Raw genomic sequence first — 13,707 nt, forward strand, 5'->3', positions numbered from 1 at the left:
CAAAATCGACTATTTACTTTTGGTGATCGAACGGTAATCTGCTCGAAACAGCCGTTTCTTAGCGTTCAACGACGAGCCAAGAGGAGGTCCGCATGACGAGTGCGGTTCAGAACCCGACCAGGGTGACCGTTCCCGGTCGACGGTCGTCCACCGCGGACGCCAGCCGGATGGAACGACGGGAAGGCCGGGCGGGCTACGTGCTGATCGCCCCCACGACGGTGCTGCTGGCGCTGTTCTACCTGTACCCACTGGCGCAGACGGTCTTCTACTCGTTCACGAACTGGAACCCCGCGTCGGGCGAGACGAACGGCTTCGTCGGGCTGTCGAACTTCACCGGTCTGTTCCGCGACGGCGAGTTCCTGCGCGCCGCCGGCAACACCGCGCTCTACGTGGTCGTCGTCGTCCCCGTCACGATGGCGCTCGGCCTGTTCTTCGCGGCACTGCTCGCCCAGCCGTTCCGCGGCCGTGGCGTCTACCGCGCCCTGCTCTTCGTGCCGTACATCGCCCCGATCGTCGGCAGCGCCCTGATCTTCAGCTTCATCCTGTCGCCGCTCGGCGGCCTGGTGAACGGCGTCGTGACGGCCCTCGGCGCTCCCCCGATCGGCTTCCTGACCTCGGAGCCCTGGGCGCTCGTCTCGGTGATCGTGTTCTCGATCTGGCAGGGCGTCGGCTACACGATGATCATCTACTCGGCCGCGCTCACGAACATCCCGGCGTCCTACATGGAGGCCGCGACGCTCGACGGCGCCGGACCGATCCGCCGCTTCTTCCGGATCTCGCTCCCCCTGGTCGCGCCGACCACGGGCTTCCTCGCCATCACCGGCGTGATCGGCGCCCTGCAGGTGTTCACGCAGGTCTACGTCCTGACCCAGGGCGGCCCGATCAACTCGAGCGAGACGATCCTCTACTACATCTACAACCAGGGCTTCGTGTTCTTCCACGGCGGCTCGGCCAGCGCCGCCGCCGTGATCCTGCTCATCGTCGGCATCCTCGTCGCGGTCGTCCAGCTGCGGGTCATCAACCGCCGCGACCCCATCGAGCTGAACTAGGACCGCACCGTGACCCAGATCGCATCCCGCGCCCTCCCGTCGGACGCGCACCGCGCCTCCCGTCCGCACCGCAGCCGGCCCTTCGGCGTGCTGTTCCGCAAGCACTCGCCGGCCGTCCTGCGCCACGTCATCCTGATCGTCGCCGTCGTCCTGTTCTTCGGCCCGTTCCTCTGGATGCTGCTCACGAGCTTCAAGTCCTCGGAGGAGGCGCTGGCCTTCCCGCCGACGTTCCTGCCGAAGCAGTGGGAGCTGTCGAACTACACCGACATCTTCACCGTCGCGCCGTTCGGCCTGTACTTCTTCAACTCGACCGTCGTGGCGATCGCGACGACCGCCGGGCAGATCGTGACGAGCCTGGCGGCCGGGTTCGCGTTCTCACGGCTGAAGTTCAAGGGCAAGAACATCGTGTTCGTCGTCCTGCTCGCCGCGCTCCTCGTGCCGTTCGAGGTCGTGTTCACGCCGCTGATCACCCTGCTGTCCTCGCTGCACTGGCTGAACAGCTACCAGGGGCTCATCGTCCCGAACATCCCGTCGATCCTCGGCACGTTCCTGTTCCGGCAGTTCTTCACCTCGTTCCCGAGCGAGATCGAGGACGCCAGCCGGGTGGACGGCGCCGGCGTCTGGCGGCGGATGTGGTCCGTCGTGACCCCGATGGCGACGCCGATGATCGGCTCCTTCGCCGTGCTGTCCTTCGTCTACAACTGGAACAACTTCTTCTTCCAGTTCCTCGTGGCGTCCCGCACCGAGTTCTTCACGGTGTCCGTCGGCCTCACGCAGCTGCAGTCCGCGAACGCGAGCCAGAGCTTCAACCTGCTCATGGCCGGTTCGACGCTGGCGATCCTGCCGGTGTTCATCGTCTTCATCATCTTCCAGAAGCAGATCGTGTCGGCGATGGCCGGCGGGCTCCGCTGATCCCGACCACCCTTCCCCGCTCCACCCCCTCAGCACCACTCCCTGCACCACTCCTCGCACCACCCAGAAGTCCGAGAAAGGACGATCTCATGCGCAAGCGACTGCTCGGTGTCACGGCCCTCGCCGTCGGCGCCGCTCTGGCCCTGTCCGGGTGTTCCGGTGGGTCCGTCACCGGCAACTCCGGCGGCAGCGGCGGCAAGACGACGATCACCGTGTGGCACAACTACACGGGGCCGCAGGCCACCGAGGTGAAGAAGCTCATCGACGAGTACAACGCCTCGCAGGACAAGATCGAGGTCCAGCCCCAGTACGCCGCCTCGTCCGACCAGTTCGACGCGAAGCTCATCAACGCGTTGAAGAACGACACCGGCCCCGACATGGTCCTCGGCGACAGCACGCCGCAGCAGACCGGTGAGGTCATCCAGACCGGCAAGGTCCTGCCGCTCGAGGACTACCTGTCCAGCGGCGACATCACGAAGGACAGCTTCACCGAGGGCATGCTCTCGACGGGCGAGTTCGACGGCAAGCAGTACACGCTGCCGACCGACATCGGCGACTACGCCGTCGTCTACAACAAGGAGATGTTCAAGGAGGCCGGGATCACCGACACCCCGACCACCTGGGCCGAGCTCGCCGACGACGCGAAGAAGCTCACGAAGGGCACGACCCAGTACGGCGCGTACCTGCCGATCGGCACCGGCGAGTGGCCGGTCTTCACCTGGCAGTCGATGCTGTGGGGTGCCGGCGGTGACTTCCTCAACGAGGACAACACCAAGGTCGAGTTCAACAGCGACGCGGGCGTGAAGGCCCTCACCGCCTGGACCGACATGCTCAAGGACGGCACCGCGTACCCGCAGTCGCTCCTCACCACCTCGACGAACGGCGCCGTCCCGGCCCTGACGTCGAAGAAGGCGGCGATGGCGATCACCGGCGCGTACGACCTGTCCACGATCGACAGCACGCTCGGCAAGGACAACGTCGGCGTCTTCGCCCTCCCGGGCATCGAGAAGCCGGCGATGAACCTCGGCACGAACAACTCGTACCTGATCAAGACGACCAAGGCGAAGCAGGACGCGTCCTGGAAGTTCATGCAGTGGTGGCTCAGCCCCGAGACCGAGGCGAAGTGGGACATCGCGACCGGCCTGCTCCCCGCGAACAAGGCCACGTCGGACAACGAGACCTGGAAGAAGTACCTCGACGACAACCCGCGCCTCAAGGCCTTCGCCGACGAGCTCGAGTACGCCAAGGCCCGTCCGTCCATCACGGCCTACGGCGAGGTGAGCGCGGCGCTGTCCACGCAGCTGCAGTCCGCGATGCTGCTGAAGACCAGCCCGAAGGACGCGCTCGACGCCGCGGCCGAGAAAGCACAGGCGGCGCTCGACTCCGCGTCGAAGTAACCGCCCCGCCGGACCACGACGGCCCCGCGCCCACCAGGGTGCGGGGCCGTCGTGCGTCCCGACACTCGAAAGAGCAAGGGACCGGTGACAATCGCAGGCTCGCGATGTATCGTGACTTCCACCAACGCGATACATCGCGAGTTTCAGGAGGCAACATGGCCCAGGAGAAGTGGCTCGTCGAGGAGCCGAAGGTGATCGACACCGGGATCGTCCGCGCACTGCGCGTCGGGCTCGCCGGTGGACAGGTCGACGTCGTCGCACACGACGAGCCGACCGCCCGCATCGAGGTGCACAGCGTCTCGGGCAAGCCCCTCAAGATCGAGCTCGACGGCGACACCCTGACCGTCGACCACCCGCAGATCGGCTGGGACGACCCGCTCGGCTTCCTCAAGTCCTTCCGCGGCCGTGCCGCCGCCGACGTCAGCGTGCTCGTCCCCCGCGACGCGCGCGTCACGATCGGCGTCGTCTCCGCCGGCGCCCTGCTGTCCGGCACGAACCGCGGCGCCTCGGTCAACACGGTGTCCGGCGACGTCGTCGTCGACGGCCTCACGGGCGACCTCGCCGTGCACGCGGTGTCCGGCACCACCACCGTCCGCGAGCTCGACGGCGCCCTGACGGTCCGCACGGTCTCGGGCGACGTCGTCGCGACCGGCGCCATCCCGCGCTTCACCGCCGACGGGGTCAACGCCGACGTGGTCCTCGACCTGCAGGGCACGCCCGACACCGCCCGCGTCAACACGGTCTCCGGGTCGGTGAGCGTCCGGCTCGAGGACGGCGTCCCCTACCGCTGCACCGTGAGCACCGCGTCCGGCAAGCTCCAGTTCGACGACTCCGAGATCCGCGGTGTGCGCGGCTCCTACGTCAAGCAGGGCGGCGAGCTCTCCGGACAGTGGCTCGACCTCAAGGTGAACTCGGTGTCCGGCGACATCGCGGTGCTCCACGCCCCGGCCGCGCCCGCCGCCCAGGCACCCACCGCCACCACGACCGTGACCGACGAGAGCGAGGCGCCCGCATGAGCCCGGTCTTCGCCCACGGCCACCTGCGGCTGTACCTGCTCGTCCTGCTGGCCGACCACCCGATGCACGGGTACGAGGTCATCCAGGCCCTCGGCGACCGCTTCGGCGGCACCTACGTCCCGAGTGCCGGCACGGTGTACCCGCGCCTGGCGAAGCTCGAGGCCGAGGGGCTCGTCACCAAGACCGTCGACGGCCGCAAGACCGTCTACGCGATCACCGAGGCCGGTCGCGCCGAGCTCGACGCCCGCGCCGACGAGATCGCCGCGGTCGAGAACGGCGTCGCCGACTCCGTGAAGTCCCTCGCCGACGGCGTCCGCGCCTCGGTGGGCGAGGCCATGCGGTCCCTCCGCGCCGACCTCGCCGCGAGCGCACAGGCGCCCCGCGGACAGACCGCGGACGAGCCCCAGGACGTGCCGTCCGAGGGGGCGCGTGCACTCCGCGAGGTCGAGATGGTCCTGTCGTCGTTCCGGCAGCAGGTCCGCGCCGACCTGCGTCGCCAGGCGACGCGCGGCTCCCTGTCGGACGACACCGTGACGCGCCTGCGCGACGGCCTCGAGGCCCTGCGCCGCTCGCTCTGACCGCGCGTGACGACGGACCGGGCCGGTCGGGCGGGCGCACCACGCGCCTCCCGTCCGGCCCGTCCGCAACCACCCGCCGGACCCGGACCTGCGGACACCGGCGGCGGTCGGTCGTAGCATCGGTCCTCGACATGACGATCTCCGACCTGCGCACCTTCGCGACGTTCGACGGCCACGGCGGCAAGGTGTCGAAGCGCGTCGAGGTGCTCGACCACGAACCCTCCCCCGCCGGCCCGTACGCCGGGCTCGTCGCGGTGCGCGGCGAGCACCCCCTCGGCGCGGTCGACGAGCGCCCGGCCGACGACGGCGCCGACCTCGCCCGCGGGGTCGCGAGCATCGGCTGGGTCGACCCCGCCACGCTCCGCGACTGGTACCGCCCGGACCGCGTCGTCGTGTCACGGCTCGAGGCGCGCCGCTCCGGGCTCGAGCCCGGCCTGTACGCCGATTCGCGCGGACGCGGTCGCGTCCGGATCGACGGCCTGGAGGCACTGCTCGCCCCCGACGGTCGGCCCGCCTTCCGCGCACTGGCCGGCCCGGCGGACGCGCCGGTCGTCGACGTCCGGCTCCCCACGGACCAGGCGGTCCGCCTGGTCGCGGTCCGCGAGGTCGACGAGGGGCTCGAGGTCGTCACGACGCCGGTCTCGCCGTTCCTGTCACCAGGGCAGCACCGGGCGTACGACGACGACGTGGTCGGACTCCCGCCGCGCCCGTCCTCGGGGACCGTCGAGGTCCGGGCCGCCGTGCTGCTGGACGGGTCCCTCCACCAGGTGGTGCGCATCGACGAGCGCGCCGCGACGATCTGGCTGCGGCAGGGCGATGCCGAGGTCCCGGTCGCGTCGAGCGCCGTGGGCGCCGACCTGGTGCGGTACACGGTCGTCCCCGCCTGAGCGCGCTGCCGGGTCCCGCCTGTCCCGCTCGCGCTGTCGGGGGACGACGTGCTGCGTTGGCCAGGCGGTCCCGCGCGTACCGTCGGCGCCATGACCGACGCAGCAGACCAGACCCCCGACGACGCCCACACCGGCGAGACGCTGGGCGGCGAGCGACCCGACCCCTCGACGACCGCGAGCAAGGACCCCGAGGACTGGGTGACCGGCGACGAGCCGATGACCGGTCCACAGCGCAGCTACCTGGACACCCTCGCGCGCGAGGCCGGCGAGGAACTGCCCGCCGACCTCACCAAGGCCGAGGCGTCCGAGCACATCGACCGCCTGCAGCAGCAGACCGGGCGCGGCGCCGACTCCTGACGCTCGCGACCCAGCTCCCGACCCCACTCCCGACCTGAGAGCGTGTCCGCGGTTCGGCGGACCGTTGTCTGGGGGACCCCTGGCGAAGTCCGGGAAGTCCCCCGGACGAGGGAGATCGATGACACGTCACTGGATACCGTCGTCGCCATGCGAACGACATCGACCTCCATCGGCCTGACCGTGCTCCGCATCGTCCTCGGCGTGGTGTTCATCGCCCACGGTGCCCAGAAGTTCGCCCAGGGCATCCCGAACGTGACCCAGGGTTTCGCCGGCATGGGCGTCCCGCTCGCCGAGGTCGCGGCCCCCGTGGTCGCCGGCCTCGAGCTGGTCGGCGGCGTGCTCCTCGTCGCCGGCGTCGCCACCCGGGTCGTGGGGTTCCTGCTCGCGGTCGACATGGTCGTGGCCGGCCTGCTCGCCCACGCCACGGCCGGCTTCTTCGCGCAGGACGGCGGGTTCGAGTACGTGCTCGTCCTGGCCGTCGCCTCCCTCGCCGTCGCACTGACCGGCCCCGGTCGGTTCTCCGTCGACGCCCTCGTCCTGCGTTCCTCGCGCCGGAAGCGGGGCGTCGCGGAGCCCCTGCCGGCCTGACGCCGGAGCCGCGGTCCGGGGGACGCCGTGCGGGGTGTCGGGATCGGGGTACATGGTAGAGTGATCGGCAGATTTCAAACCACGAACCGTCTGGTTCCCCGGGTGGCATCCCCCACCCGCCAGGACCGGACCAGAGCCGAACACGAGGGGGTCACGCATGGGGCGCGGCCGTCAGAAGGCAAAGCACACCAAGGTCGCCCGGGAGCTGAAGTACTTCAGCCCGGAGACGAACTACGGTGCACTCGAACGCGAGCTCTCCGCCGGGCAACACTCGGACGAGAACTCCTACGTCGACCGCTGGGCAGACCAGTACGGCGACGAGGAGGACGACGAGCTCGAGACCCAGCAGGACCAGAACAAGTCCGCCTGACCTCACCGTCGACGCCGCGCACCCTCCGGGGTCGCGCGGCGTTTCCGCGTGCGCGGGTGCCGGCTCCGGGCCCACCCCGTCCCGCGCGCCGGGGCCCTCGCGAACGTGCCAGATCTGTCACGCTCGACGCACCGACGCGACACGTCTTGCCCGCCCGGCGACACGCGCCCGGCGTTTCGTGCACACTCGACGCGCTCCGAAGCCCAGGGATCTCAGCGCTCCGGCCCGGCGTCCCGGTCGAAGGCGCTCGGCGAGCGAGCCAGATCTGGCACGCTCGGGCCGTCCCGTCGACGCCTCCTGCACGCTCGGCGTCACTCACGCGGCGTGTCCTGCACGCTCGGCGTCACTCACGCGGCGTGTCCTGCACGCTCGGCGTCACTCACGCGGCGTGTCCTGCACGCTCGGCGTCACTCACGCGGCGTGTCCTGCACGCTCGGCGTCACGCACGCGGCGTGTCCTGCACGCTCGGCGTCACGCACGCGGCGTGTCCTGCGGGCTCACACGCCTCCGGCGCCCGGACGCCGGCCCGGGCTTCCCTGCACCAGGTCGCACTCCCCGCTCGGCGCCGCGCGCGCCCTCAGCCCGCGTAGCTCCCGACGAGCCGGACGGCGCCGCCGTCGACGCCCTTCGCGCCCTGCTCGAAGCCGTCCAGGTCGCGCGCCGAGGTCGAGATCGCCCCGACGGTCCACGCCGGCAGCCCAGCGGCACCGAGCGCCGCGACGACCGAATCGGCAGCCGACGCCGCGACGACCGCGAACATCCCGATGCCGAGGTTCCACGTGCCCTCGGTGTCCTCGACCGGGGTGCCGGCCATGTCCGCGAGCACCCGGAACACCGACGGGGGCGTCCAGGTGGCCCGGTCGACCTCGACCCAGGTGCCGACCGGCAGCACGCGCGCCAGGTTCGCGGCGATGCCACCGCCGGTCACGTGCGACAAGGAGTGCACGGCGCCGGGCTGGGCCTCGAGCAGGTCGAGCAGCGGTGCGGTGTACAGGCGGGTGGGCTCGAGCAGCGCTTCGCCGACGGACACCCCGGCGCCGAACTCCGGCAGCTGGTCGGTGTAGCCGACACCCTTCGTCGACAGGATGTGCCGGACGAGCGAGTAGCCGTTCGAGTGCAGGCCGGAGGACTCGATCGCGACGACGACGTCCCCGTCCTCGACCAGGTGTGCGCCGAGCTGGCGGTCGGCCTCGACGACGCCCGTCGCGGCACCGGCGACGTCGTAGTCGTCCGGGCCGAGCAGCCCCGGGTGCTCCGCGGTCTCGCCACCGACCAGCGCGGTGCCGGTCGCCGAGCAGCCGCGGGCGATGCCGGCGACGATGTCCGCGATGCGGTTCGGGACGACCCGGCCGCAGGCGATGTAGTCCGTCATGAACAGCGGCTTCGCCCCGACCACCACGATGTCGTCGACGACCATGCCGACGAGGTCCTGGCCGATGGTGTCGTGCTTGTCGATCGCCTGCGCGATGGCGACCTTCGTGCCGACCCCGTCGGTCGAGGTCGCGAGCAGCGGGCGTTCGAAGTCCTTCAGGAACGAGACGTCGTACAGACCCGCGAACCCGCCCACTCCGCCCAGCACCGAGGCGTTGTGCGTCGCCGAGACGGCGGACTTCATGAGCTCGACGGCCAGGTCACCGGCGGCGGTGTCGACGCCGGCGGCTGCGTACGGGTTCGGCATGCGTTGTCCTCCGCGGGGCATGGCAGACTTGTTCGGTACCACCCGATCCTACGGTCTGGAGCACTCCGCGAATGTGCGGCATCGTCGGCCTCGTTGCGCAGGGGCCCGTCAACCAATCCATCTACGACGCCCTGCTGCTCCTGCAGCACCGGGGCCAGGACTCGACGGGCATCGCCACGGTCGAGGGTCACGTGCACCACATGCACAAGACGCGCGGCCACGTCCGCGAGGGCTTCCGCACCCGTGACATGCGGGCGCTGCTCGGCACGATGGGCCTCGGCCACGTGCGCTACGCCACGAAGGGCGCCGCGAGCAACGAGGAAGAAGCCCAGCCCTTCTACGTGAACGCCCCGTACGGCATCGTCCTGGTGCACAACGGCAACCTCACGAACACGCGGGAACTCACCCGCGAGCTGTTCGACATCGACCGCCGGCACCTCAACACGAGCTCCGACACCGAGCTCCTGGTGAACGTCCTGGCGCACGAGCTGCAGGGCCAGGTCCGCGGCAGCGAACTCGACCCCGGCCAGGTGTTCGACGCCGTCGAGCGCGTGCACGAGCGCGTCGAGGGCTCCTACGCCACGATCGCGACCATCGCCGGGCACGGCCTGCTCGCGTTCCGCGACCCGTACGGCATCCGGCCGCTCATCCTGGGCCACAAGTTCGACGAGGCCGGCCAGCCGGAGTGGGTCGTCGCGAGCGAGTCGCTCGTGCTCGAGTCCGGCGGCTACGAGATCGTCCGCGACATCGCCCCGGGCGAAGCGGTCTTCATCGAGATGAACGGCCAGATGCACGCGCGCCAGTGCGCGAAGGACCCCCGCCTGGTGCCGTGCTCGTTCGAGTACGTCTACCTGGCCCGTCCCGACTCGGTGATGAACGGCATCTCGGTCTACGACGCCCGACTGCGGCTCGGCAACCGGCTCGCGGACACCATCGCGCAGTACGCGCCGACCGGCGACATCGACGTCGTGATGCCGATCCCGGACTCGTCGCGTCCGGCCGCGATGCAGGTCGCGCAGAAGCTCGGCATCGACTACCGCGAGGGCTTCTTCAAGAACCGCTACGTCGGCCGCACGTTCATCATGCCCGGGCAGGCGGAGCGCAAGCGCTCGGTCCGGCAGAAGCTCAACGCGATGTCGTCGGAGTTCAAGGGCAAGAACATCCTGATCGTCGACGACTCGATCGTGCGCGGCACGACGAGCCGCGAGATCGTCGAGATGGCGCGGGCCGCCGGTGCGAACGAGGTCACCTTCACGAGCGCCGCTCCCCCGGTCCGGTTCCCGCACGTCTACGGCATCAACATGCCGACCCGTGCGGAGCTCATCGCACACGACCGGAAGATCCCGGAGATCAACCGCGTGCTCGGCAGCGACCACCTCATCTACCAGGAGGTCGCCGACATGCGTGACGCGATCATCGAGGGCTCGGAGGTCACCGACCTCGAGATGAGCTGCTTCACCGGCGAGTACGTGACCGGCTCGGTCACGCCCGAGTACCTCGCCTGGGTCGAGGCGAACCAGCTCAGCTAGGTCCGGTCGCGACGCGACCAGGAGACGGACGGGAGGCACGGTGCCAGCTGGCACCGTGCCTCCCGTCCGTCATCCGGTCACCACCGTCGGTGGCGCCGTCCGCCTGTCCGTCTCCTGTCCCTCAGGGACGGTCGCCGTCCGGGTGCTCGATCTCGCCGTCGACCGTGTCCGGGACGGGCTCGACCTCGACGCGCTCCGCCGTGAGGCGGGCGGCCCGCTTCGCGAGGACGCGGTCGAGCACGACGGCGACGACCGCGCCGACGGCGGCACCGATGGTGACCCCCCAGAGCGAGAAGTAGCCGACCAGGGTGCCGAAGCTGGCGTCCTGCTGGTCGCCGCGGTCGATGTCCATGGTGACCGACACGACGACGAGGGTCGCGAGGAAGCCGAGGACCGCACCGCCCAGGATGAACACGCCGAACTTCGGTGCCCGGCGGATGGTGACCTCGTCCGGGGTGGAGACGGCGTTCGGGGCCGGCGCCGCGGGCTCGGGCGTGCGGTCGGCGGGACCGTCGTCGGGTCGGGGTTCGGGTCGGGCGGAGTCGCTCACCCCTCCATTGTCCCCCACTGTGGGAGGTGGTCCGGTCTGTCCTGTCCCCCGCGGCCGGGGCAAGATGGTCCAGACGAGGAGCGGGAGGTGGTGGGGTGCGAGACCGACCCGTCGACGACCGTCGTCGCCCACGGACCCCGGCGAGGGTGCCGTGGCCGATCGTGCCGCGGCGCGAGGAGGACCGCGCGGTCGCCGTCGTCGCCGAGCACCGCTGGAGCGTCGCGATCGTCGGCGCCCCCGGCCTCGGCAAGACCTCGACGGCGGCGCGCGTGACGGACCGGGTCGCCCGACGCGACGCGACCGGCCGGACCCTCGTCGTCCCGATCACGGCCGTCGCCGCCGGACGCTCGATGCCGTTCGGCGCCGTCGCGGACCGCTTCGGGGAGCTCCCGGCCGCCCTGGCCGAGCTCGTCGACGACGCGGTCGCCGCTCAGCGCCTGCGCGAGACGACCGACCTCGCCGACCGGGACGTGCTGCTCCGCGTCGACGACGCCGACCACCTCGACGCGATCTCCGCCCGGTACGTCGCGTGGCTCGTCCGCGACCAGGGCGCGCGGCTCGTGCTGACCTGCCGGGACTTCACCGCGCTGCCCGACCCGCTGCGCGCACTGTGGCAGGACGACCTGCTCGAACGGATCGACCTGGCACCGCTCGACCTGCGCGAGACCGGCGAGGTCGTGGCCGCGGCGCTGGGCGCCCAGCTCGAGACGGCGTCCACCGAGCGCGTGCACCGGGCGACCGCGGGCAACCCGCTGTACCTGCGCGAGGTCGTCCGTGCCGCGCTGACGTCCGGCGCGCTCGAGCAGACCACGTCCGGCTGGTACTGGCGCGGGCGGGTGACGGCGTCGAACAGCCTGGCCGACATGTACCGCTCGGAGCTCGGTGCCCTGCCGGAGGACCTGCGGGACGTCGTCGACATCGTGGCGCTCGCCGACCCGATCCCCCTCGAGCGACTCCTCCGGCTGGTGTCGGGCGGGGACGTCGACCGGGTGGTCGCCCTCGGCCTCGTGACGATCGACACGGCGGACGACTGCGCCCGGGTCGTCCGTCCGTCGCACCCCCTCGTCGGCGAGGTCGTCCGGGCCCTCGTGCCGGTCGCCCGGCGTGCGGCCCTGTTCGCGCGCGCCAACGCCTTCCGGACCGACAGCCCCGAGGGCGCCCCGCCCGCCGCTCGACTCCGTGCCGCGCTCTGGGCGCTCGACTGCGGCGTGCTGCCGCCCGTCGGGCAGCTGCTCGACGCGACCCAGGTCGCCGTCCGGCTGCAGGAGCACGAGAGCGCGATCGCCCTGGCGTCCGCCGCACTCCGCACCGCCCTGACCGCGCGCGAGCGGGTGACCGCGCACTGCCTGCGGTCGATCGCGCACTCCTACAGCAGCGGGCGCGAGGCCGGCCGCGTCGACGCCGAGGCCGCCTGGTCCCTCGCGCGCTCCCGTCCGGCCGAGGTCGGCGACGCGATGGTCGTCGAGGCCTGCGAGACGCTCGCGAACATCCGGCAGTTCCACGACGACGACGTGGACGCCGCGGTGGCCCTGGCCGAGGCGGCGGCCGGCCTCGTCGGTCCGGAGACGGCCGAACGCCTGCGGATCCTGCGCCTGGCGCACCTCGGGTGGGGCGGCCGGTTCGAAGAGGTCCGCGCCGAGGTCGAGCGCTCCGGGGTCCTGCAGCAGCCCACGGTGTCCGTCGCGTTCCTCGCGCTCGCCCCGTGCGCCGTGATGGCCCTCGCCACCGCCGGACGGCTCGACGACGCCGCCGGGCTGGCACGACGGGCGCTGGCGACCGCGGTCGAGCACGTCGAGGAGGCCCCGTGGGCCGTCGGCGAGGTGATCTCCGTGACGCACCAGCTCCAGGTCTGGCGCGGGGACGTCGCCACGATGCTCACCGAGATCCCGGTCCGCCGGGCGAGCCCGTTCCTGAAGTACGACTTCACCCTGGAGCTGATCGGCGTCGGCAACCAGGCGATCGGCCAGCGGCGCTGGGACGACGCGATCGCGGCGCTCTCGGCCGCGTGCGAGCGGTACGACGTGGCCGACCACGGCGGGTTCGCGGCCTACCCGTGGGCCCGGCTCGCGATGGCGAACGCCTACGCCGGGCACGCCGAGCAGGCCGCTGCCGCACTCGACCGGGCACGGAGCACCCCGCTGCGGGCGATGCGGATCACCGGCGAGCAGGTGGCGATGTCGATCGCGTGGACCGAGGCCGTGCTCGGCAACCCGGCCGGGCTCCGGCACGCGGACGAGATCACCGCGCGGGCGACGGCGAGCGGCGCGTGGCTGCACGTGATGTACGCCGAGACGCTGCACTTCGCCGACGACGTCATGCGCGGGCACGACGCCACGGTCTCCCGGGAGCGGATGCGGACCGCCGCGGCCCGGGTGGACGGACCGCTCGCGAACGCGGTCGTCGAGTACGCCGACGCCCTGCGCGCCGAGGACCGGTCGCGGATCGCGGAGGCGGCGGCGGTCCTCGCGACGCACGGCATGGCGGTCACGGCCGGCCGACTGAAACCCCCGCTGACCCACCGGGAGTACGAGGTCGCGGAACTCGCGGCACGCGGGCTGAGCAACCGGCGGATCGCGGAGTCGCTCGGCCTGTCCGTCCGGACGATCGACGCCCACCTGTCGCGGGTGTTCGCGAAGTGGGACCTGCACGCGCGGTCGGAGCTCGCGGAGATGATCGGGCCGCGCTGACGGTCGGCGCTGACGGTTCTCGTGTCGCCCCGTCACGAAATCGTCGACAACGAAACCCAGGGTTCGTTGTGGATTGCAGCACGACTCGCCGCGATGGTTGACAACGCAA

The 13,707-nt window shown here is 71.4% G+C and carries 13 protein-coding genes; 11 read left to right on the forward strand and 2 right to left on the reverse strand.

What is annotated here, in order from left to right; translation table 11 throughout:
- Positions 1–92 precede the first annotated feature (92 nt).
- The 9 genes from HUN59_RS15895 to HUN59_RS15935 all read left to right on the forward strand — a co-directional run bounded on the left by HUN59_RS15895 (position 93) and on the right by HUN59_RS15935 (position 7,154).
- The gene (locus tag HUN59_RS15895; protein ID WP_083520143.1) at positions 93–1,049 is read left to right on the forward strand and encodes a carbohydrate ABC transporter permease; all 957 of its coding nucleotides are present in this window, start codon (positions 93–95) and stop codon (positions 1,047–1,049) included.
- Positions 1,050–1,058: 9 nt separating this feature from the next.
- Complete coding sequence (locus HUN59_RS15900) at positions 1,059–1,961, forward strand: carbohydrate ABC transporter permease (protein ID WP_058743231.1); 903 nt, start codon at positions 1,059–1,061, stop codon at positions 1,959–1,961.
- A gap of 89 nt (positions 1,962–2,050) precedes the next feature.
- On the forward strand, positions 2,051–3,358 hold the full coding sequence (locus HUN59_RS15905) for an ABC transporter substrate-binding protein (protein ID WP_058743232.1): 1,308 nt from the start codon (positions 2,051–2,053) through the stop codon (positions 3,356–3,358).
- A 155-nt stretch (positions 3,359–3,513) separates the two neighbouring features.
- Positions 3,514–4,374, forward strand: coding sequence for a DUF4097 family beta strand repeat-containing protein (locus HUN59_RS15910; protein WP_174778906.1), 861 nt, complete (start codon positions 3,514–3,516; stop codon positions 4,372–4,374).
- Positions 4,371–4,952, forward strand: coding sequence for a PadR family transcriptional regulator (locus HUN59_RS15915; RefSeq protein WP_058743234.1), 582 nt, complete (start codon positions 4,371–4,373; stop codon positions 4,950–4,952). The genes HUN59_RS15910 and HUN59_RS15915 overlap by 4 nt, the downstream gene beginning before the upstream one ends.
- Before the next feature lie 131 nt (positions 4,953–5,083).
- A complete protein-coding gene (locus tag HUN59_RS15920) occupies positions 5,084–5,839 on the forward strand; it encodes a hypothetical protein (protein ID WP_174778907.1) in 756 nt (251 codons plus the stop codon).
- A gap of 90 nt (positions 5,840–5,929) precedes the next feature.
- Positions 5,930–6,196: a DUF3072 domain-containing protein gene (locus tag HUN59_RS15925; protein ID WP_114850423.1), complete on the forward strand. Its 267-nt coding sequence runs from the start codon at positions 5,930–5,932 to the stop codon at positions 6,194–6,196.
- Positions 6,197–6,343: 147 nt separating this feature from the next.
- Positions 6,344–6,784, forward strand: a complete 441-nt coding sequence (locus HUN59_RS15930) for a DoxX family protein (protein ID WP_174778908.1) — start codon at positions 6,344–6,346, stop codon at positions 6,782–6,784.
- A 157-nt stretch (positions 6,785–6,941) separates the two neighbouring features.
- Positions 6,942–7,154: a DUF3073 domain-containing protein gene (locus tag HUN59_RS15935; protein WP_058741523.1), complete on the forward strand. Its 213-nt coding sequence runs from the start codon at positions 6,942–6,944 to the stop codon at positions 7,152–7,154.
- Between the two features lie 577 nt (positions 7,155–7,731).
- On the opposite strand, the gene purM is transcribed toward HUN59_RS15935, so the two are convergent.
- Complete coding sequence (purM, locus tag HUN59_RS15940) at positions 7,732–8,832, reverse strand: phosphoribosylformylglycinamidine cyclo-ligase (RefSeq protein WP_083519888.1); 1,101 nt, start codon at positions 8,830–8,832, stop codon at positions 7,732–7,734.
- Positions 8,833–8,903: 71 nt separating this feature from the next.
- Here purM and purF point away from each other — a divergent pair, with 71 nt between their 5' ends.
- Positions 8,904–10,361, forward strand: a complete 1,458-nt coding sequence (purF, locus tag HUN59_RS15945) for an amidophosphoribosyltransferase (RefSeq protein WP_174778909.1) — start codon at positions 8,904–8,906, stop codon at positions 10,359–10,361.
- 121 nt (positions 10,362–10,482) lie between these two features.
- Here the strand turns inward: purF and HUN59_RS15950 are convergent, their stop codons facing one another.
- Complete coding sequence (locus tag HUN59_RS15950; RefSeq protein ID WP_058741526.1) at positions 10,483–10,911, reverse strand: hypothetical protein; 429 nt, start codon at positions 10,909–10,911, stop codon at positions 10,483–10,485.
- Positions 10,912–11,072: 161 nt separating this feature from the next.
- On the opposite strand from HUN59_RS15950, the gene HUN59_RS15955 reads away from it, so the two are divergent.
- A complete protein-coding gene (locus tag HUN59_RS15955; protein ID WP_217483571.1) occupies positions 11,073–13,598 on the forward strand; it encodes a helix-turn-helix transcriptional regulator in 2,526 nt (841 codons plus the stop codon).
- The last annotated feature ends 109 nt before the right edge of the window (positions 13,599–13,707 follow it).

It is taken from the genome of Curtobacterium sp. Csp2 (assembly GCF_013347165.1).